Source organism: Roseimicrobium sp. ORNL1, from assembly GCF_011044495.1.
Lineage (GTDB): Bacteria > Verrucomicrobiota > Verrucomicrobiia > Verrucomicrobiales > Verrucomicrobiaceae > Roseimicrobium.
In genome coordinates this window covers 6,087,718-6,111,306 of record NZ_CP049143.1, presented here as the reverse complement: position 1 = coordinate 6,111,306, position 23,589 = coordinate 6,087,718, and the positions used below count along the sequence as shown (strand labels likewise).

Annotated in this window: 1 protein-coding gene (only partly in view); it reads left to right on the top strand. The window is 61.3% G+C overall.

The annotated features are described in order from the left end of the window. Window positions 1-23,589 carry the 3' portion of a calcium-binding protein gene (locus G5S37_RS24455; protein WP_165207483.1) on the top strand. It extends 9,096 nt beyond the left edge of the window, so the window shows 23,589 of its 32,685 coding nt (coding positions 9,097-32,685); its start codon lies off the left edge, out of view; its stop codon occupies window positions 23,587-23,589.

Genomic DNA, 23,589 nt, shown 5'->3' with positions numbered 1-23,589 from the left:
AATCCGGCCACCTTCATCGTGGTGTCAGGCGGCGCGGGCACGGGACACAGCCTGACGAGGTTGCTGACGACTTCCCTCGCGGTCGACTCAGCAGGCACTGCGATCACGGTCCATAACAACAATGCCAGCACCATCAACCTCACGGCCCATGGGCTCGAAACCGGTGATGCAGTCATCTACAAGAATGGCGGCGGCACGAGCATGGGCGGTCTTGTGGATGGTCAGACCTACTATGTGATCAAGATCAGCGCCGATCGCATCCGCCTCGCTGCGACTCACGCGGATGCCCTGCTGACGACTCCGAAGTATGTCGAGCTGCTCAACGCAGGCACGGGCTCGACGCACCGTTTCATCGTGAAACCGAGAGAGGTGGCTGCCGGTGGTCAGTTGCTTCCGCTGCCAGTGCCGGTAGGAGCCCAAATTGTGGCTGTCACCGTCGCGGGCGCAGGAGGCACCAAGGTGGGTGGATCGGGCTCTGTCGCGCTGAGCTTCATCCGCATGAGCGTGGATGCTCACATCAAGGACATCACCGGTACAAAGTCGATCGTCGCGGGCGGCGGCATCAGTGTCCTTGCGGAAGACACCTCCCATATCGACATGGGAACCGGCGCTCTCTCGCTCAGCGGGACCGGCGGCACGGCCATTGGCGCTTCTGTCGGTGTGGCGGACATTCGCAACGTCATCAAGGCGGGCATCGAGAATGCCAAGGTGCAATCCCTCACGGGAGCCGTGACGGTGAGCGCGACTGAGAAGGCCCGCATCATCAATGTGGTGGCAGGCGGCGCGGGTGCGAGCGGAGCCAGCGGTATTGCGGGGGGCGGCTCGATTGCGGTGAACATCATCAAGAATGTCATCGAGGCTTACATCAAGTCCGCCTCGGATGTGGAAGCTGACACCAGTGTCACGGTGTCGGCCTTTGATATGAGCTCGGTTGCCACCCTTGCTGGTTTTGTTTCGCTCAGCATTGGGGGGAAGGGAGGCGTGGGTCTGTCCTTTGCGGTGAATGACATTGGCACCAGCATCAAAGCATACATCGACGGATCGATGGTGTTTGCCGGAACGAACCTGACTGTGGAGGCGAAGTTCGCCAAGCCGACCACGCTCCCGCCTGGTCTGGATGCCCAGATTTCTGCCATGGCCGTGAGCGGTGGCGGTGCTTCGGACATCGCGGGCGCTGGCTCCGTTTCGCTGAACTGGATCCACAACATCGTCGAGGCCCGCATCGCCAATATCGGCAACCTGAACCTCGTTGCCGCACGTTACAACGGCGTTGAGATCTTCGCGGGTGGCAAGCTCAGCGTGCTGGCGAGCGACTCCTCCACCATCAATACCATCACGGGTTCCATCGCCATTTCCGGCCTCGGAGCCACTGCGGTCTCGGGTGCGATTGGAGCCTCGGTGTCCTACACGTACATCGGGAACGACCCGTACAATGACACATCGACCCTTGGCAACGTGGTGCGCGCCGCCATTGAAAACATCACTGGCGTCATCACCACCGGCCAGACGGAAGTCACCGCCACCAGCAGTGCCAGCGTTCTGAATGTCAGTGTGGGTGGTGCCGCTGCAGGGAACTTTGCGCTTGGCGCATCGGTGGCCATCAATCGCATCCGCGTCACCACGGAGGCCTATATCAGCGGCTCCGGCTCCGCCACGCTCAATGCCACCAGCGCCACGAGCCCTGCGGTGAAGGTTTCCGCCACGAACGGCTCCTCCATCAGGGCCTTCTCCGGTGGATTCGGCCTGGCCATCAACTTGAAGAAGCCAGCTGGCGCCGCCTTCGGCGTTTCGGTTTCAGACAACGGCATCAACTCCACTACCTCCGCCTACATTGATAGCGTGAGCGTGGTGGCGAATGGCGGCATTGAGGTGACGGCCACCAATACCGGCAACAGCATCTGGGCGCTCGCGTTGGGAGCTTCAGTTGCCGTGTCGAGCCCATCGGGCGGGACGTCGATCAGCGTGGCGGCGACAGGGGCCATCACGTTGAACACCATCAATGGCAATGTCACCGCTTCCATCAAGAATCGCCGTCGTACTCTGGTAGGTGAGTCGGCTCCCATCAGAAGCACTGGCGGCTCCATCCTCGTCAGCGGTAGTGATACTTCCGAAATCATCGCGCGGGCCGTGGGAGCCTCCGTCGCAGTAGCCACGGGTGGCAGCCTGTCCGGAAGTGTGGCCATCGGCGTCTCGATGGCGCGCAACAACATCACCAGCAATGTCACCGCGAATATCTTCAATGCGGATGTGAGTTCCTCTGGAGGCACTTCCGTGACCGCCACCGTGGATCGCTCGGTCACGGCGCTGTCCATAGCGGCCTCGGTTTCGATTGCGGCGGGCTCCAGCACGGCAGTGGCGCTCAGCGGAGCGGGCGCGGAGTCCATCAACGTGCTGCTGGGCAATGCCAACGCCTACCTCGACAACAGCACCCTCAATGCCGGTGGCAATGTGGTGCTTTCGGCCACGGATGACTCCGACATCGAGGCGCTGGTGATTGCGGTAGCGGGTGGGGCGATGTCCATTGGAGCTTCGGTGTCGAAAAACTTCATCGGTTATAATTCGGATGGCGACCGCGTGGGCAACCAGGTGCGCGCCTACAGCCTGAACTCCTCGATCATCACCACCGGCAGCCTGACCGTGACCGCCGTCGCCGATGCGGAAATCGAAGCACGGGTGGGAGCAGGAGCGATTGGCATCTCTGCGGGACCTGGTGGTGCGGCGGCTTTGAGCGGCTCTGGCGTGCACACGGAAAACAAGGTGGCGCTGCTCGCACACGCCTTTGCCGATGGTGTGGCACAGACTGCGGCCTCGCTGGTGAATGGCATCAGTGCTTCTGGCATCGAGTACAAGGCGGAAGACAACTCCAAGATGTTCGCCGAGGCGGGCGCTGTCTCGATTGCCGCCGCCGTTGCCAACAAGGGTGCGGACGTCTCGATTGCCATCGGTGTGGCGCTGGCCCGCAACACCATCAGCAGCGAAGCGCTGGCGTATATCAAGAACGCTGGCAGCAATGGAGTGGTCACCACGAACACCACCAACGGTGACATCTGGATCCACGCAAAGAGCGACAACACCATCGACACCCTGGCGTTCGCAGCCTCCCTGGCCGCTTCGTTCGGCACGAACTCGGGTGGTCTCTCCGGTGCCGGTGCGGAGTCCACGAACGTCATCCTCACCAAGACCAACGCGTACATTCAGGACAGCGTCATTGTTGCGGCACGGAATGTGACCATCGAGGCCAGGAATGATTCGGACATTGATGCCGAGATCATTGCCGCCTCTGTGGCCATCGCGATCGGTGGCACGGGTGGCATTGGCGCTTCCATCGGCGCCGCACTCGCGCGGAATCACCTGGGATATGAACTGAATGGCACGCGCAGCCCGGTCGAAGTGCAGGCGTATGTGCTGAATTCCAGCATCGATGCGCGCGGCGCCCTGACACAGACGGCGACCTCCACCCTTACGATTGATGCGATGGTGGGTTCCGGTTCTGCGGCAGTGGCGGGCGGCGGTACCGTAGGCGTGGGTCTGGGCGGTGCGGGCGCCTCTGCGGCGAACAAGAGCGCGGCACTGGTCAAGGCGTACATCGACGGCGTGGGCACCACGGGCATCCGCGCCACGGCAGTGACGCTGACGGCTACGGATACCTCCAGCATCACCGCCAAGGTGGGCGCCGTGGCCATTGCAGGTGGCGTGGGCAAGGTGGGTGTGGCCATCGCGATTGGCGTCGGCCTCGCGGAGAATACGATCAGCAACGAAGTCGAGACGTACATCAAGAACGCTCCCGCCAGCGGAACGCTGCTGGGGGTGAGCACGGAGCCCGGCAAGTCTTCACTGAATGCCTCGACCGCCCTGCGCGTGGGTGATCGGGTGAAGCTGGACCCGAACTACGCCGCTGGCACCTACACCTCCGCTGTGGATGGATTCGGCACCAAGAAGGTCACCCTTGCGGAAGGCCAGACCGTAAAGCTGGATGACAGCTACGCCGTTGCCAACTTCACGGCGACCACCACGGGAACCCCACCGGTCAACAACCGCACGGTCGCCTACGGCAACTTCGTCCTGGTGAACGGCACGGATGTGTACCGCTTCATTGCCTCGGGTGCGGTCTCGCAGACCTTCAACATCAATGCCGAAAACTACAGCGCCACGACGCGCTGGGCGAAGGTGGGCGGCACGGCTGGCTCCACCTATGTCTATATCGGCACCGCGACGCTGACGAATTACGATCTCTCCAGAGTCGATTACAACGACGCGACGAAGTGGAAGAAGATTGGCGGCACTGCCGGCTCTATCTACCAGTACATTGGCGCTGCGGGTTCCCGCGACCTTCGTCGTGAGAACTACGCGGATACCACCCTCTGGACGCTGGTGCAGGCGGGCGGCATTAGTCTCTCCTCGACACAGAACGCGACCATTGATGCCAAGTCCGTCGCGGCGAGCTTCGGCCTGGCCGCCGGTGCTCTCGCTGGTGTGGCCATCAGTGGCGCGGGTGCGGATGCGAAGAACATCATCCTCACCAAAACCAGTGCGCATATTGATGACAGCACGGTACTGAGCGCCGCGAATCTCACTCTCACGGCAGGAGACACCACCACCATCACTGCCAAGATCCAGTCGATTGCTGCGGCGCTGGGCGCGGGCATCGCGGGAGTGGGTGTGGCGGTTGGTTCTTCGACGGCCACGAACCACATCGGACACCTTGCGGATGGCACTGAGCAGCCTGCCACCGTGACGGCCAGCATCATTGGTTCTCAGGCCACTGCTCGTGGCAGCATGAGTCTGAACGCGACGGAGAACGCGACGATCACTGCGGAAGTGGAAAGCACCTCGGTGGCCCTCGCCGGTGGTGGCAGTGCCACTGCCCTCTCGGGAGCTGGCGTGGGTGTATACAACAAGATTGCTGTGACGGCGAAAGCCTTCATCCAGCAGAGCCGCGGCACGGGTATCATCACCAATGCAGGGGGTGTGACGCTCACCGCCACGGACACTTCAACCATCACCGCCAAGGGTGGAGCTGCTGCAGTCTCTGCGGCCGTGGGCGCCAATGGGAATGCGGTTTCCATCGGTGTGGCCATCAGCACGAGCACCATCAAGAATGTGGTGGAAGCTTATGTGCTCAACTCCACGATCACCACGACCACGGGTGGATTGACCATCACCGCCACGGAAACCGCCACGGTCACGACCACTTCGCAAGCGGCAGCAGTGGCTGCCACCTACAGCACCGCCGGACTCAGCATGGCGGGCGGTGGCGCGGAAGCGAACTCCTACATCACAACAACGACTCGGGCGTATGTCGACAACAGCACGCTGAGCATTGACGGTGACCTGAACATTTCCGCCACGAACACCTCCACTGCGAAATCGGAAGTGCAGGCGACGTCGGTTGCCGTGGGTGGTATTGCGATTGCGGCCTCGGGCTCGGTGGCGACCGCCACTGTGAATCCTCGCGTCGAGGCCTATGCCACCACTTCTTCGGTCACCGGCATCAATGCGAAGGCGATTATCATCACGGCCCAGGCCACGCCGAAGGCGGAAGCCATTGCGGCCAGCCTCACGGTGAGCACGGGCGCTGCCGTGGGTGTTTCCAAGGCGATTGCGACCGTGGCTCCCCAGACGGGGACGAACATTCCGACCGTGGCTGCTTATGTTGGCGGCACCATCAACGCGAACAGCCTCACGGTAATCGCACGGCAGCCTCTGCCAGCATCCGGTGATTCCGCCTATACGAGCGCCACGGGTTCGACCGGTGGTCTGCTCATCGGGGTGGATGCGACGGTGACTTCCTCCACGAGCACCAGCGTGGTCCGCAGTTATGTCATGGATGACAGCACACTGACCATCCGTGACGGCACGCTTATTTCCGCTGCTTCCTATACGAAGCAGCGTGCGCTTTCCAGCAGCATCGCGGTTGGTGGTTTGGTGGCTGTGGGGATCACGAAATCCACGGCATCCTCCACGAGCACGACGAACAGCTACTTTGGAGATCGCGTGAAGCTCACCGGCTCCACGCTTTCCATCAGTGCCTCTGGAAACGACGACAACTATGCCGAGACCACCGCCGGCGCCGGTGGCGTGGTGGGAGCGGCGGCCGCCGAACCGACAACGCACAACACCAGCACGACTGCGGCCGGGATTGGTGAAGGTTCCGCCACGCGGAACATCGACCTGACTACGCGGGGCACGGGCCTGTTCACGCTGGTCGCCACACATCAGGCCACCTTCAACACTCGGGTTAAAACGGACGCCTATGGCTTCCTTTCCGGTTCCGGTGCGGATGCGGACAGCGACGTGACTTCCTCGGTGGATGCCTATGTGAAGACCGGCGCGAACATCAAGGCGCGCAGCATTGACGTCGGCGCCACCAATCGCATCGACAGGCCTGACTTCGGCGGTGACAACATCTATGGCACCACCGGTGGCCTCGCGAGCGCTGCGGGAGCCACCAGCGATATTAATGTCAGCCTTTCCACCGAGGTTGCCGTCGCTGCGAGCGCCAGACTTGAAGTGGTGGGTGTCATTTCGAACGAACGCATCTTCAAGCTCCGCGCGCTGAACATCATCAATGCGGTGGATACCGTTGCTTTCCTCACCGCGGGCGCCCTGTCCGGTGCGGGAGCGGACGCCACCTTCGTGACGGACCTGATGGAAGCCATCGTTCGCATCGGCCCCGGTGCGGTGCTTCTCAGCCCTGGTGCGCTTGACCTCTCCGCCCGTGGTCAGGCAGATGTGAAGGTGACGGTGTCCGCGGATACCTTCGGCGCAGCGACGGTTGCTCTTGGTGAAACCCTGGTGCGCATCACTCCGCAGAACTCGATCATCATCGAATCCGGCACGGTGGCCCTGCCCACGCACCTGCGTGCTTATGGCAATCTCAACCTGAGCGCAGGACGCGGTTCGGAACTGGACATCGTGAATGCGGCGGACGTCTACAAGATTGAAGCTCGCTGGGATGGCTTTGCCGGTTCCGCCATTCCGATTTCGGACATTGATGCGAGCGCGTTCCTCTTCGCGCAGAACAAGATCACAATTAACGCGAACTCCCTCCTGCAGACGGCGCGTCAGGCCGGTCTCTTCGCGGGCAAGGATGCCATCGCCACGATGGTTGGCAAGGCGAAGACGGTGAGCTGGGTGAGCGACATCGCGGATGCCCTGGGTGGCAGCAGTGCTGAACAATATGCGGGGCACATCCTCGCGGAGGCCCAGGGCTTTGTGGAGATGAACGGTACCGTGGAGACCGGCATCACCCGTGACCAGTCGCTGGTGCTCAACTCCTGGAGCACCAATGCTGGGTCACCTTCGATTACCGGTTACACCGCCAGCGCCGGCATCACCTTCACTCCAGGTGTCAGGCAGCTTGAGAGCAACCTGGTGCAGCAGCTTCGCGAGGCACGCATCATTCTGGCGCAGTTCGGATCGAAGAACGCCACGCTGAGAGCCTTCTACGAAGGGGAGATTAACCGCCTCCAGAATGAACTTACGGCCAATGGCCAGAGGACCCTGGTGCAGGATCCTGTCACCGGTCAGATGGTGGAGTTCTTCGCCACGCGCGAGGTCATGGTGGTGGTGGTGGATCCCATCTGGGCACAGGGTGGCCGCATCGAGGTGGATGCAGACCAGCTCTACGGCACCGGTACGTTCATCGCGCCCAGCGACGTCACCGTCGAAATCATCAACAACACGCCGTTCTTCATCGAGCTGAAGGGCATCACCATTCCTTCGGTGGTGGTGGGTCTCTTCTTCAATGGCAAGCTGATGACCAGCCAGGCGGATGTCAATGCGGTCAATGTCATCCAGGCCGGCATCGACAACAGCATGAACTACGGCGGTGTGGATCTGGATGAAGTGGCCCGGACCGCGAGCTTCGTGGTGCCTCCTCCTCCCACGGGCAGCAATACCCCGCAGATCGTTGTCAGGAACACGCTGAATGTAAACAGCGTCGCACCACCTCCGGGCGGGGGCACCTATCCCTGGCCGGGCATCACGGTGCTGGGCCCTGACGCAGGCGGCACGGGCTTGTACAATGATTTGGGCAATGTCCTGCTGGAGACCCACACCAGCGGCAACGCCAGCATCAATATCTTTGGCGCGGTGCGTGCGAAGAATCTCACCGTCATTGCCGGTGGCGATGTCTATGTGAGCGGTCTCACCACTTACGCCATCGGCGGTGAACCTGCCAGCCTGCTGGGGCCGGCCACCTCCGGCACGTACAATGCAGGCGCTGCCACTGCGCCTGGTGTGGTGCCCGCCACAGAAGGATCCACGCAGTGGAACCTCGCCTTCGCTTCCACGATTGGCCTCCTGTTCAACATCACGGACATCAAGAATTTCGACTATATCCTCAATCGCCTTGTCGCGGGTGCGGATCTGCCCTCTTACCTCCTGTGGAGCAAGATCGATGCGACGACCAAGCAACTGCTTCAGAATACCTCCGCCAGTGACTTCCAGCGCCAGTCGGCTCTGGTGGATGCGCTCAATGACATCGTGCTTGGGTCGGGCCTGTACAATGCAGGATTCTTCGGCTTCCCGATGCCCGCTGGTTTCTGGTTCACCGGTCAGACTCTCTCCGCGAGCACCGTCAACTATGCCCTCGCCAATACCTCGGGCGTCAACCTCATCAAGGCAAACCACCTGCTCATCCGTGAGTCGTTTGCCCCGGGCTTCAGGGATCTGGCGAACTACAACCTGTACGGTGATCGCATCCACATCGAGGCGGAGTACATCAACGTCAACGGTATCATCCAGAGCGGTCGCGACGCCTACAACCTCACGCTCGACAACAGCCTGGCTCTCGCCGAAGCACAGGCGCTCGTGAATGCGGGTCAGGCGGGCCGCCTCTATCTCAACCGCACGTCCTCCGCCTATCCTGGCTTCTCGGTGTACTTCAATACCATCGAGGATCGCTTTGAAATCGATGAACTCCGCTCCAGCGGTGGCCATGTGGAACTCTTCGGCAATGTGCTAAACACGGGCACCGGTGAAATTCGCATCCTGGGTGGATACGCCGCCATCACCATCACCAACAATACGTCCAAGGATCTCCTGGTAAACCGGCTGGATGTTTCCCAGCGCGGCGCGGGAACCTTGGTGATCTATGACAAGGCAGGCGGCAATCCTTCAGGGGGCACGGCGGGTGTGACCAAGGATCCCGTCACGACCAACACGCCTTACACCTCCATCTACCAGTGGACACCTACGGGCGTGAGCCTCTCCACCAACGGCTCCAGCAATCCGGCGCATCCCGGCATCACCACCCTGCTGGGTGGCTACAGCCACGTGTACAATCCTGCGGCAGGCTGGCGCTACGGATGGACCACCGAGGTGGACCAGAACCTGATCAAGAGGAAGCACGTGGAGTCGGGTTCCTGGGGCGGATTCATTCCTGACGTCTTCGCGGATGAAAACATCCAGTGGGATTCCATCCAGGTGCAGGGCACACCTCACTACGCCGGCAGTGGTCCCTACTACTACAAGTACGTCTCCGAAGCCGCCGACCTGAGCGGGGCGACCAGTGCAACGGACCCGTACAACTACAAGCAGACCACGATCACCACGAGCGATACGGGCGTACAGGAAGTGTACCATGACGACTACTGGACCTGGTACGGCAGCCACATCTACATCAGCGACTACCAGCAGATCGTGGGGCAGTCCATCATGCACACCCACTCGGTGGCTGCTGCGAAGAGCATCAACATCAACTTCATCGGTGGCCAGGAAGGCACCATCACCATCAAGTCGGAGAACGGCGGTAGCGTCGAGATCAACGGCGCAGTGTCCAACCCCACGGGTGTCACCACCATCTACACCAATGGATCCATCACCGCCGTGGGTGGTGATGCCTCGGTGAGCGGTCGTCGCATTGATCTCAAGGCAGGCACGGGCATCGGCACGCCGACAGCTCCGATCAAGACCAACATCACGGATATCGCGTTCCTGTATGTGAGCACGCAGGGCAGCCAGTATCTCAATACTCCTGAGTTCAACTTCCAGTCCTCGGCCGGCAGCCAGGCGGTGATCAAGTACAGCACCGTTCGCCTCGCGACCAACTATTCCGGCACTCTGGGCAAGGCCGGCAGTGTGTACCAGTACCTGGGCAACACGGCGACGATCAATCTCGCCAACACCAACTACTTCAACAAGGCTCTGTGGTCTGAGTTGTTGCCCACCACGCAGGATGTGGTGAAGAACGGGGACCGCTACTACCGCTACCTCGGCGGTTCGGCTGAAGTGAATCTCGGCACCACCAACTATGGGGACACCAGCAAGTGGTCGGAAGTCACCGCGCGTCCGAGCCTGAAGGCCGTGACCACGAATGGCGGTATCTATCTGAATGAGACCGCTGGTGACCTCCATGTGGACCAGATTGAATCCACGAACGGCGGAACCGTGGTCATCAAGGCGGAAGGCGCTGTGAAGGTCGCCCAGCAGAACAGCTCGACCTGGTACGAAGGTAAGGTGACCGGCGGCAAGATCAACATCACCGCACTCGCCGGTGGCGTGGGCAATGACACCACCCGCCCGCTGGTACTGAACTCCGCAGTGCTCGCTCCGGGAGCGGTCACCACGGACGTGCTTGACGTGACCGTGAGTGCCAAGGGCAACGTCTTCCTGACGGAGAGCACGGGCAACATGTACGTGAATCAGATCATCACCACCGGCACGGTGTGGATCCGGGTGGTCAACGGTTCCTTGATCGATGCCAACAGCACCCGTGTGCGTGATGAGCGCGCCGCCGCCGAACTGAGAGCGGGCGTGTGGGGTTCCCTTGGATTGACGAACTACACCAGGGATACCAATGGAAACCTGGTCTACACCGGCGCTGCTGAGAACAAGATTCTCTCCATCATCAGCGCGTACGAAAACGGCAAGACCCAGGAGTACCGCATCTTCTGGCAGTTCCACTCCCAATACAATGCCTCGCTGGACAAGGTGCTCCTGACCGCGACCGAGCGTGCTTATTATGAGGCATTCTACGCCGGTGAGGGCCTGAACGCCACGGAGGTGGCTGATGCCATCGCCACCATCGAGAGCGCCCGCACCGTGCAGTACAAGGTGCTGAAAGATCAATTCACCGCCTACTTCGGCGGTACGCTGCCCCCCAGCTACAACCCCAGCTTCGTATACGTGGCGTCCACCACGAAGAAGCAGGAAATCCGTGCGAGCATCAAGGTATGGACGGAGGATGAACTGACCCGCCTCGTGGGTGCGGGTCTCCTCAAGCCGGTGACCAGCACGCGCGTGGATGCCGAGTCCGCGAACATCGTGGGTACGGATGTCACCCTCGTCATCAACAACGGCCAGGCCGGCAACACCACCGCGCCGGTCACCATTCTGCTGGATGGCCACGTGTTCTCCGCTGCCGAGGTGCTTGCCATGGCTGCTGCGGAGCGCGCGGATGTCTCCTTCCTTGGCGGTGCGAAGATCAATGCCACGGTGAACTTCACGCCAGCGAGCGGCGGCAACAAGGCCACCATCCGCACTGCCAATGGCAGTGCCTGGACCGGCCTCACCGCGGGCATGGCCATCAAGGTCACTGGCTCTACGGGGAATGTGTCGCAGGGCCTGTCGTACTACACCATCTTCTCCGTCAGTGGAGACACCATCACGCTGGTCTCGACGGATACAGTCATTGCCGAAACCGGCCGTGCGGTGACCATCCTGCCCATCGTGCTCGACCCGCGCTTCGCAGCACAGGGTACGTCGCAGCAAATCAGCGTCACCTTCAAGTACAGTGGGTACAATCAGGATGGCACCCGCAAAGCGGACACCATCACTCGCACTTCGGGAAGCTGGATTGCCGATGGCTATGTGGCCGGTTCCCTGGTGCGTATCGCGGGCTCTTCCGCGAATGCGACCGGGGATGAATACTTCAAGGTCGCTTCTGTCACCGCGCTCACACTGACGCTCTCCGCCTATGACAAGGTGGTGACCGAAAGCACCGCGACGGAACTGGCCTTCACCCGCGGCACGGTGCCCACGGTGACCGCGATTGTCATCGAGCAGAATGACGACGTGAACATCAACGCCACCGGCACCATCACGGCGACGGCGAGCGGCAATGTCTTCCTTGGCTCGGCGAAGTACAACGAACTGGAAAAGCCGATGCGCATCGGCCAGATCACCGCAGGTACGTCGACAGCTCCCGGCAGTGTCCGCATCAAGAGCGCGCTCGAAATTGTGAACGTGGGTGCAGCGGGCGTGGCCAATGTCATTGGTGGCAATACCATTCTGGAGTCGGCTCTCGGCTCGATTGGCTCATACAGCACGCCCTTCCTCACGGACCTCTTCGCTGGTGGCACGCTCACGGCACGTGCCCTCGACGACGTGTACATCTCCGAACACGTGACCGGAAACGCCGCCGGAAACATGGAGCTAGAAAGTGTGTACTCGCAGACCGGCACTGTGCACCTGGAAGCGGATGGCTCCATCCTCGACGGACTGAACAACAACTTCACCAAGGTGAAGGGTGCGCTGGTTGAGCTGAAGGCGGGTGGCGCCATCGGTGAAGCGAGCAGCACTGCGGGTGGCCAGCCAAACTACGTGGAAGTGGACGTGGATGACTCCGGCACGCTGACCGCCGTGGCTGAGAACAGCATCTGGATCGCGGAGACCGCCGGCAACATGAACCTGCGCGTGGTGCTCTCCAAGACGGGTGATGTGGATCTGAAGGCCCAGCTTTCCATCCTGGATGCGGTGGATGTGGTGAATCCCTATGCGCCGATCTTCTTCAATCCCGCCAATCCGACCGGTGCTGGTGATGTGGCGACCGGCCCGCGTCCGAAGGCCAATGTGGTGGGCAATCACATCACGCTGACGGCCACGATTGGCTCGATTGGTGAAATCGCCAACGACCTCGATATCGACAGTGACTATGGCAATGTCTTAGTCGCTGGGCTGCTGACCTCCACGAGCTCCGACAATACTTTCATCATGGAGACGTCGGGTGACCTCCTGCTGAATGTGGTCACCGCGGGTGCGGGCTGGACCGCCTTTGTCACGAATGCGGTGGGCAGCATCTTCAATGGAAACCCGGGCGGCGATAATGCCGTGTCCGGCAGCCTGTGGCTCCTGGCTCGCGACCACATCGGCAGCCAGCTAAACCCCATCAGCACGCGCACGGGTAATATCAAGGGCAAGGCCATCAACGGCAGCATCTTCATCCAGAATACCGGCGCGGTCATCGTGGGCGGCGTGAACGGTGGTGCTGCCGGTGCCGCTCCTGCGGGCCTTGAGGCGGGCGGTTCCGTGGTCTTCACCGCGCAAAGCCCGATCACCGTCAGCCAGGACATCCTGGCGAAGGATCAGATTCTCATCATCTCCAAGGATGGTGCTGATGCCACGGCGGACTTCCTGCGCGTGCTCACCGGCATCAAGCTCATCACCACCGGCAACGTGGGTGCACCTCTGGTAAACCTCGCTTCCGGCAACACCTACACCATCAACGTGGTGAGCGCTGGCATCATCCAGCTCCTGGATGCGGGTGGCAATGTCATCGACCTGAGCACGCCTGCGAACACGGCGCTACTGCACTTCCTCACGCTCTCCACCGAGCATGGTGAAAATCCGAAGCGTGTGACCTTTGACGGCACAAAGATCAATGCCGCGAACAACACCATCGACATCGGCCTGAACAGTGGGCTGCTGGATGATGATGTGGTGGTGTACACCATTGAGGGCTCCATCACCCTGCTGGCGGGTGACGCACTGGAGATTCAGGAGAACGCGATCATCACCGCGACCTCGGCCGTCCATCTCGAAGCCGACTTCAACAAGGCTGAAGGCACCGGCACCGCGGGCATCACGGTGGACAAGGCGAAGATCACTGCGGGCACCACGCTCACGGCGCGCGCCAGCGGCAGCATCAACATCGTGAACGGCGCCACGTTGACTGCGGGCACCACCCTGACGCTGTCCGCGGGACGTGATGTCTTCCTCACGGCGGGCAGCAAGCTCATCGCTGGCACTACGATGGTGATCCGCGGCAATTACAACGGGGCTGGTCCTGGAACGTCGGTGACCATTCTCATCGAAGGCTCCATGTCTGCTGTGACCACGGACATCTACGGTGGAGCAGCCTCGGATACCATCACGCTGCGCCCTGAGGCGCTCGTGGGCCACTTCCGCATCTGGGGTGGAGCTGGCAATGACCTCATCACGCTGGACCGCCTGCCTTCGCTCGACGTGGCGCACAAGTTCCTGCCCGTGCCGACCGGTCCTGCCTCACTCGCGAATGGTCATGAGAATCCGCAGTACCGCAATCGTGTGGATGTGGATGGCCAGGCGGGCACGGACCACTATGTGGTCAACACCTCTGCCGCTGAGGACATTCTCATCAGCATCCATGACAGCGGTGCGGCGAATGACGGCGCGGATGTGCTTACCATCAATGGCACGAGCGCGGCGGATATCTTCCTCGTGCGCGCTGGCTTCGTGGCCGCGATGCAGGCCTGGCAGAATGTGTACCGCTGGAACGGCTCGCGCTGGGTTGTTCAGGAAGCTCCCTCGGGCACGGCTCTTCCGGGTGCCGGACCTACGGTGGGTGCGCTCTTCCGCCTCACGGTCGATCAATCGGCCACGGTTCTCGCGGGTGTGTACCAGTGGAATGGCACGAGCTGGATCAGCCAGACCTTCACCTCCGGTACAGTGTTGCCCGAGTTGGGTGCGTCGACTGGAGCGCTCTTTGTCCTCACACCTCCAGCGGGTGCAACCACACTCTTCGGAGATGAGTACGAGCGCATCAACTACGACGACTCCATCAACGTGCTGCGCATCAATGGCGCCAACGGTGATGACCGCTTCTACGTGGATGACAACAGCGCGCTGATGACGCTCGATGGCGGCAGCGGACGTGACTTCTTCCAGTTCGGCCAGGTGTTTGGCGCGACTCGTGTGTCGCCGACCATAGTGGCGCCGGGCGATGAGATCGCCACCATCGAGACCACCGTGGGCTTCCTCAGCCGCGGCACCAGCTTCGCCAGCGTGGTGTACGGCGGTGATGGTGATGACATCTTCAATGTCTTCAGCAACAAGGCGACTCTCAAGCTCTACGGTGAGGACGGCAATGACTACTTCGTGGTGCGCGGGTTCCTGCTGAAGGGCACGAACCACATTGCCTCTGCCGACACCGAGGTGAATGGCGGCAACGGTGATGACCTCGTGGAGTACAACATGAACGCGCCGGTGGGCATCGACGGTGGCGCGGGCACGAACACGCTCGTGGTCATTGGCACCGAGGCCGCGGATGTGTTTGTCATCACGAAGGATGGCGTGCTGGGCGCGGGCTTGAATGTCAGCTTCAAGTCGGTGCAGAAGGTCCAGGTGGACGGCATGGAAGGAGACGACCACTTCTACGTGCTGAGCACCCATCCGGATCTCGTTACCACGCTGGTGGGTGGCGCGGGCAGCGACACGTTCTATGTGGCCGGTGATGTCACCACGCCGGTGGTGGCTGCTTCCACGGAAGGCCGCAGCAGTGTGATCAATCACAGCCTCTTCAGTGATGATCCCGACTTCGACGGTGTGTTTGCCTCAGGCATCCCCGCCAGTGTGGCGAATGGCGAGACGGGCGTGGTCGTGGTGGCGCAGTCCGGCAGCGGTTCCATGGTCGGCGAGCCTGGCTCCGGTGTCTCCCTGACAGATTCCTACACGCTGCGCATGGCGGCGAATGCTCCCGCAGCTCCCACCATGGTGTATCTCACCGTCGCGGCAGCGCTGGCGAGCTCCAAGTTCCTTCCGAATGGTGGCTCAGTCCTGGTCTCCACGGATGGCGTGAACTTCTACTCCGAGCTCGTGCTGGTCTTCGACTCCGCCAAGGCTGGTGCCGACCCGAACGCGTGGAACCGCACGCAGACCATCTACATCAAGGCGGTGGATGACACGGTGGTGGAAGGCGAGCAGACCATCTCCATCACGCACTCCATCACCAGCAACAACGCTGCCTTTGATCGCAAGGACATCGCGCCGGTGGATGTACGCGTCATCGACAACGACAAGGCGGGGCTCATCGTCACGAAGACCTCGGACACGCTGGAGATCGTCGAAGGCAGCAATGGAGTCACCTACCAGATCTCCCTGACTCGCAAGCCGAATGCCGGTGAGACCGTGACGGTGACGCTGAACAATCCGGATGGTTACCTCACCTTCGCCGCAGCGCTCCTGGCGCAGGCGGGACGCATCTCCGGAAACAGCATTACCTTCGATGAGTTTAACTGGAATACGCCGTTCGAAGTCCGAGTGACTGCGCAGGATGATGGCGATGCTCGTTTCCTGGTGGCTCGCATCATCCACACCATCTCCTCCTCCGGAGTGTTTGCCGGTGCGGTGGATGAATCCCGCATCACAGTGGAGATTACGGACAAGAACACCGGTGGCATCATCGTGACGCCGGTGGATGGCGCGGGCAATCCGGATGGCGTGACCAATGTCACCGAGACCACCCCGGACTACTACACGATCAAGCTTACCAAGGCGCCGACCTCGTCCGTGACGGTGGTCATCCGCTCTGATGGCAACACTCTGATCTCCGCCCTCGATCCGCTGGATGCGCGCTTCGCCGCCAATGTTGAACTGGGCATCACACTGAGCACCCGCCTCGGCCTTGGCTCGGATGACTTCCTGCTCTCCACCAATGGCACGGCTGCCAACGACCTGACCTTCTCCACGAGGAGCGGCGCGAGCTTCGGGGTGAACCTCGACGGCGCGGTGACGCTGGCGGATGTGGTGAATCGCGTGAACTCTGCCACGGGCAATGCAGGCAAGGTGACGATGCTCTTCGACGCCGAGACACATCTGCTGTCCGTGCTGGATAACACGAGCGGTGGCGGCATCTTCAGCATTCAGGATGCGGCAGGCTCGGAAGCGGCCACGAAGTTGAAGGTGGCTGGAGTTGCAGCGGTGGGCAGCACCATCACCAGTGGTCAGCTCAACCAGAATGCGACCGTCTCCACGGTGACCTTTGACGCCACGAACTGGGATGTTGCCTTCACGGTGAAGCTCAGCGTGAATCCGAATGCACCTGTGGATACCGGCAGCCAGTCCATCCACTCCTTCCCGCCGCAGCCGCACACCACGGTGAAGATCCAGGGGCCATTGATCATCGAAGGTGACACGATGCCCGGTCAGGACCGTTCACTCACTCCTGGCATCAAGCTGCCCACGGAAGCGGATGTGGCTCTGCCCACGCTCGATATCACCGAGTCCGGCGTGGTGGTGGATACCATCCACGTCTTCAACCATGGCAGCCAGTCGGCAGATACCGGCAAGCTCGCCAATCCGGTGAATGTTAACGGCATCGCCGGGGAATACGGCGCGCTGGTGGCTGACATCATTGCCCGCCTCAATGAGTTCAAGAATCTCTCCGGCCTGAACATGGGCTCCGGCCTTACGCTGGACTATGGCCAGCCCGGCCAGCCAGACCCGCGCACCTTCGACGGTGGCATCACCTTCCACAATGTGGAGGTCACCGAGATCAACCTTGGTAACAAGAACGACACCTTCACCGTGGACGGCACGGCGCAGCGTCCTGGCTTCCGCAACGTCACCATCCTCAATACCGGTGGCGGTGATGACACGGTGACAGTGAATCTGGCGGATGCGACCAACGGTGACCTCGCCGTGAACCTGGGCGATGGAAACGACAAGTTCTACGGCTCGACTTCCACGCATGCGCTGATGGTCTTCGGCGGCGCCGGCACAGATGAGATCAAGGGCGGCACCGGCGATGACGCCATCTTTGGTGACCATGGCGTGATTGAATACTTCAACGCCACCGGAGCCCTCGTGAGCCGCCTGGGTCTCGGACTGCTGGAGCGCAGCACGGATCCGTTCAGCATCTTCTATGTGCCGTTCTTCCAGACGGACGGCGGATTGAATCAGACTCGCCGCTTCGCGACCCGACTGCCGGCCCTTGGTGGTGACGACAAGATCGATGGTGCTGCCGGCAAGGACGTGATCTTCGGCGGCGCAGGGAAGGATACGATCACGGCCGAGGTAGGTGGCAAGATCATCTTCGGTGACCATGGCGAGGCCAACCTTGGCGGCACGGCCCCGGGCGCGACGAACGATGTCTTCTCTACCGATCCGGGTCTGGGCGATGACGACAAGATCATCGGCGGTGCGGATGGCGTGGGTAACATCATCATCGGCGGTGCAGGCGATGACGAAATCTCAGGCGGCACCGGAGCTGACATCATCCTGGGTGACAATGGCGTGGTGGAACGCAACAACATCTCTGTGGTGACCCGCGTGTACACCATCGAGCCCACCATCGGTGGTGAGGACATCATCGAAGGCGGCTCCGGATTTGACATCATCATGGGCGGCGCCAAGAGCGACACCATCAATGCTCCGCTGGGTGGCAAGGTCATCCTTGGCGACAGCGGTGTGGCGAACTTCGCGGCGGACCCGAGACTCGTCGGAGACGTGGGTGACATCTACAGCACCGACTACGACTTGGGTGATGTGGATACCATCACCGGTGGCGCGGATGGCATGGGCAACATCATCATCGGGGGTGCCGGTGCGGATGTGATCAACGGTGGCACGGGTGACGACGTCATCCTGGGTGACAACGGCTACATCGCACGCAACGCGGCCGGCATTGTCACCTCCATCAAGACGGTGGCACCTGACATCGGTGGCGCGGACGTCATCGACGTGGGTGGTGGCAACAACATCGTCCTCGGCGGTGCTGGTTCAGACATCATCAATGTGGATGAAGTCACGCACCAGCCCAACGGCACGGCGGATGGAAACGATGTGGTGCTCGGGGACCACGGCGAGGCCACCTTCGATCCGGTGACGGCCATCCTTCTGTACATCACCACCACGGATCCCACCAAGGGTGCCGCTGACTACATCTTCGTGGGCAACGGCAGCAATACGGTGCTGGGCGGCGGAGGTGCGGATGAAATCACGGGCGGCGACGGTCGCGACGTCATCGTGGGCGACCATGGCAATGCCACCTTCAACTCCGCCGGTGTCCTGACGAAGATCATCACCTCGGATCACACGATTGGTGGCAATGACATCATCAAGACCGGCAATGGTGACAACACGGTGCTCGGAGGCATTGGTGCGGACAACATCACCGGTGGCAATGACCGTGATGTGGTCGTGGGCGACAACGGCAGCGCTGAGTTCTACGACTCCGGTGCGCTGAAGAAGATCACGACGCTCGACCCGACCATCGGAGACGTGGACACCATCTCGGTGGGTAATGGCAGCAACACCGTCATCGGCGGCCTGGGTGGCGACTTCATCACTGGCGGCGACGATCGTGACGTGGTCATTGGCGACAACGGAAACGCCACCTTCGATGGCGATGGAGTGCTGCTCACCATCCGCACGACGGATGCTGCGGTGGTGCTTACGGGTGACCCAGACGACCTCGCCGTCATCTACAATGATGACATCCAGGCAGGCAAGGGACCGGACACGGTCCTGGGCGGCAACGGTAAGGATAACATCATTGCAGGTGGTGACGACGCTGCGGACGTGGTGCTGGGTGACAACGGCTTTGCCGAGTTCGACAGCACGGGTGGCCTGAGCATCCTGCGTAAGATTGAAAGCACAGACCCCGACATTGGCGGTGATGACATCATCGTGGTGGGTGACGGCAGCAACACGGTCTTCGGCGGCTTCGGCAAGGACGACATCACCGGTGGCGTGGACAGCGACGTGGTGGTGGGTGACAATGGCAAGGCGCTCTTCAATGCCGCTGGCGTGCTGGTGAGCATCACCACGACCAATCCCGAGATTGGCGACAAGGACACCATCGACGTTGGCAATGGCAGCAACACCGTGCTGGGCGGCCAGGGTGGAGACAGCATCACCGGCGGTGACCACCGCGACGTGGTGGTGGGCGACAACGGCAGCGCCACCTTCGACGATTCAGGAGTACTCCTCACGATTCAAACCTCGGATGCCGCTGTGAGCGGCTCCTATGCAGATGTCATCACCGCTGGTAATGGACCTGACACATTGCTGGGGGGCAATGGTAAGGATAACATCCAGGCTGGCGGTGATGACGCTTCTGATGTGGTGCTGGGTGACAATGGATTCGCGAAGTTCGACAGCACGGGTGGTCTCAGCATCCTGCGCGAGATCGAGAGCACGGACCCCGACATTGGCGATGATGACATCATTGTCGTGGGGGATGGTGACAACACCGTGTTCGGCGGCTACGGCAAGGATGACATTACGGGCGGCAATGACCGCGACGTAGTGCTGGGTGACAATGGCAAGGCCCTGTTCAATGCGGCGGGTATCCTGGTGAGCATCACCACCACCAGCCCTGAAATCGGCGACGTGGACACCATCAAGGTGGGCAATGGCAGCAATACCGTGCTGGGAGGCCAGGGTGGCGACATCATCACCGGTGGCGACCATCGCGATGTGATCGTGGGTGACAATGGCAATGCGACCTTCGACAATACGGGCGTGTTGCTGACCATTCGCACCACGGATGCGGATGTGGTGGGCTCCTACGATGATGACATCCAGGCGGGCAAGGGTCCGGATACCGTGCTGGGTGGCAACGGTGAGGACAAGATCATTGCAGGTGGTGACGACGCGCCGGATGTGGTGCTGGGTGACAATGGCTTCGCGGAGTTCGACAGCACCGGAGGCATCAGCATCCTGCGCAAGATCGAAAGCACCGATCACGCCATCGGCGGTGATGACGTCATCGTGGTGGGTGATGGCGACAACACGGTCATCGCCGGAGTGGGTGAGGACGATGTCACGGGCGGCAACGATCGCGACGTGATCGTGGGTGATAACGGTCGGGCGCTCTTCAATGCTGCGGGCATCCTCGTTTACATCACCACCACAGCGCCGACCATTGGCGGAGACGACCTCATCAAGTCCGGCCATGGCGACAACACGGTGCTGGGCGGTGTGGGTGCTGACGAAATCACCGGCGGCAATGATCGTGATGTGGTGGTGGGTGACAATGGCAACGCCACCTTCAACGACGTGGGCATCCTGACCTACATCACCACCACCGAGCCTACGATTGGCGGAGTGGACATCATCAAGTCAGCCAATGGCGACAACATCGTGCTCGGCGGCGCGGCCGGTGATGAAATCACGGGTGGCAACGACCGTGACGTGGTGGTGGGCGACAATGGCAACGCCACCTTCAGCGACACCGGCATTCTGCTCTACATCACCACCTCGGATCCGACGATTGGCGGCGATGACATCATCAAGTCCCTGAACGGTGACAACATCGTGATGGGTGGCGTGGGCGCGGATGAAATCACCGGCGGCAACGACCGCGACGTGGTGGTGGGTGACAATGGCAACGCGACCTTCAATGCGGCAGGCATCCTCATCTACATCACCACCTCGGATCCGTGCATCGGTGGTGATGACATCATCTTTGTGGCACACGGAGACAACATCGTGCTCGGCGGCGCGGGTGCGGATCAGGTGACCGGCGGTGACGATCGCGATGTGGTGGTGGGCGACCACGGCAATGCGACCTTCAATGACGCGGGCGACCTGGTGCACATCACCACCACCGATGCTTTCTGCGGTGGCGATGACATCATCGACGTGGGTGATGGAAACAACACCGTGCTCGCTGGAACTGGAGCTGATGACATCACCAGTGGCGATGGCAATGACGTGATTCTGGGTGACAACGGTGAATCCACCTTCGACCCGGTGACGGGTCTCCTGGTCCACGTCATCACGAAGGACTCCGGCATCGGCGGTGATGACCTCATCAAGACCGGCAACGGCAACAACACGGTCATCGGTGGCACCGGCTCTGACCGCGTGCTGGCTGGTGAAGACAATGATGTCATCCTCGGCGATGAAGGCCAGGCCTTCTTCTCAGGCGGGGTGATCACAATGACGGAAACACTCTTCAGCGGAGTGGGAGCGGGCGACTTCATCGACGCTGGCAATGGGCGCAACGTGGTCATCGGCGGTGTGGGTGCGGACTACATCACCACGGGTAATGGGGTGGACATCGTGCTGGGTGACGAGGGTCGCGCGGTCTTCGTCAATGGCGTGGCTGTCAGTGTCATCACGTTGTTCAGCGGTGTGGGCACGGGCGATGTCATCCTTCTGGGCGAGGGCAACAACTTCGCGATGGGCGGCGCTGGAGACGACCAGATCACCGCCGGCAGCGGTAATGACGTGGTGCTGGGCGACGAAGGATACGCCCTCTTCGACAACGGCCAGATCTTCCGGGCAGAAAGCCTGAACCCCTTCGTGGGCGGCAATGATGCCATCAACCTCGGCCACGGTGATAACACGGGGATGGGTGGTGTCGGCAACGACTACATTGTCAGCGGTGTGGGCAACAGTGTCATCCTCGGTGACAGCGGTCTCGTGACCTGGAACACGTGGGCCGGATATCCCATCCTCAACTTCGTAACTACCCTGGCCCCGGGCGTGGGCGGTAATGACACCATCATCGGTGGCTCCGGTGCCTACATGATCATGGGTGGCGCAGGCGCTGACCACCTCACCACGGCTGGCAATCCGCACTCCTCTGTCATCCTCGGTGACAATGGCGAAGCAGATTACGATGGCAGTGGCAGGCTCGACACGGTGCGCACCACGAGCCCGAACACCGGCGGTAGCGACACCATCATTGGTGGCAATGGCGGTGACCTGCTCTTCGGCGGTGCTGCGGGCGACAACATCCGCGGCGGCAGCGGTGGCAACTTCATCATGGGTGACAACGGCGCGGCCAACCTCGTGAGGGGCAACAACCGCAGCCTCGTGGTTGCCACCTTCATCAGCTCGGACTACGGCGCGGGCGGCACGGATTCGATCCGCTCGGGCAGGGGAGATGACGTGGTCTTCGGCGGCAAGGGTGGTGACTTCATCGATGGTGAATCCGGTGATGATGTCCTGCTCGGCGACCAGGGCGCGTACAATCGTGGCAGCAGCACCCCGGGCCATGTGACCCTGCTGGTGGAATCTAGCACGGCCTTCGGTGGCAGCGACCGCATCCTCGGCGGTGGTGGCCAGGACCTGCTCTTTGGCCAGGCGGGTGATGACATCCTCGAAGGCGGCTCAAACCATGACACGCTCTTCGGCGGCTACGGAAATGACAGGCTGCTTGGCAACGTGGGTAACGACATCCTCGTCGGCGGCCCCGGCGCGGACTTCCTGGATGGTGGTGCCGACCGCGACACGCTCTATGTCGACCTCTTCGATGTGTGGGTAGGTGGCCTGCCAGAGGACATCATCGTGGGTGGACCTGCGGAAACCACCGGCCTGATTATTGGGCAGCCCATTCACTTGCTGGCACTCTTTGGCCTGTCGCTGGAGGATGGTGCGGCTGAGCGTTTTGCGTCAGCTGAGGCAGGCAGGAGCGTGTTGGTGAGTGTGGTGGTCGTGCAATTCGCAGAGACCCCCGTATATGCTTACCTGCTGCCCTCCGCCATCCTTGGTCAGTCTGCATGGCTGGATGGAGTGCTGACCTCTGCGTGGAGCGGATTCGGTGCGCAGTTCATGCTGCACCTGTATTCGGACATCAGCGTGCCGACCCTCGTCGGAATTGGCTCGTTCCTTGAGACTCAGTGGGGTATCATTCTGCTCCTGACGGAATCGTGA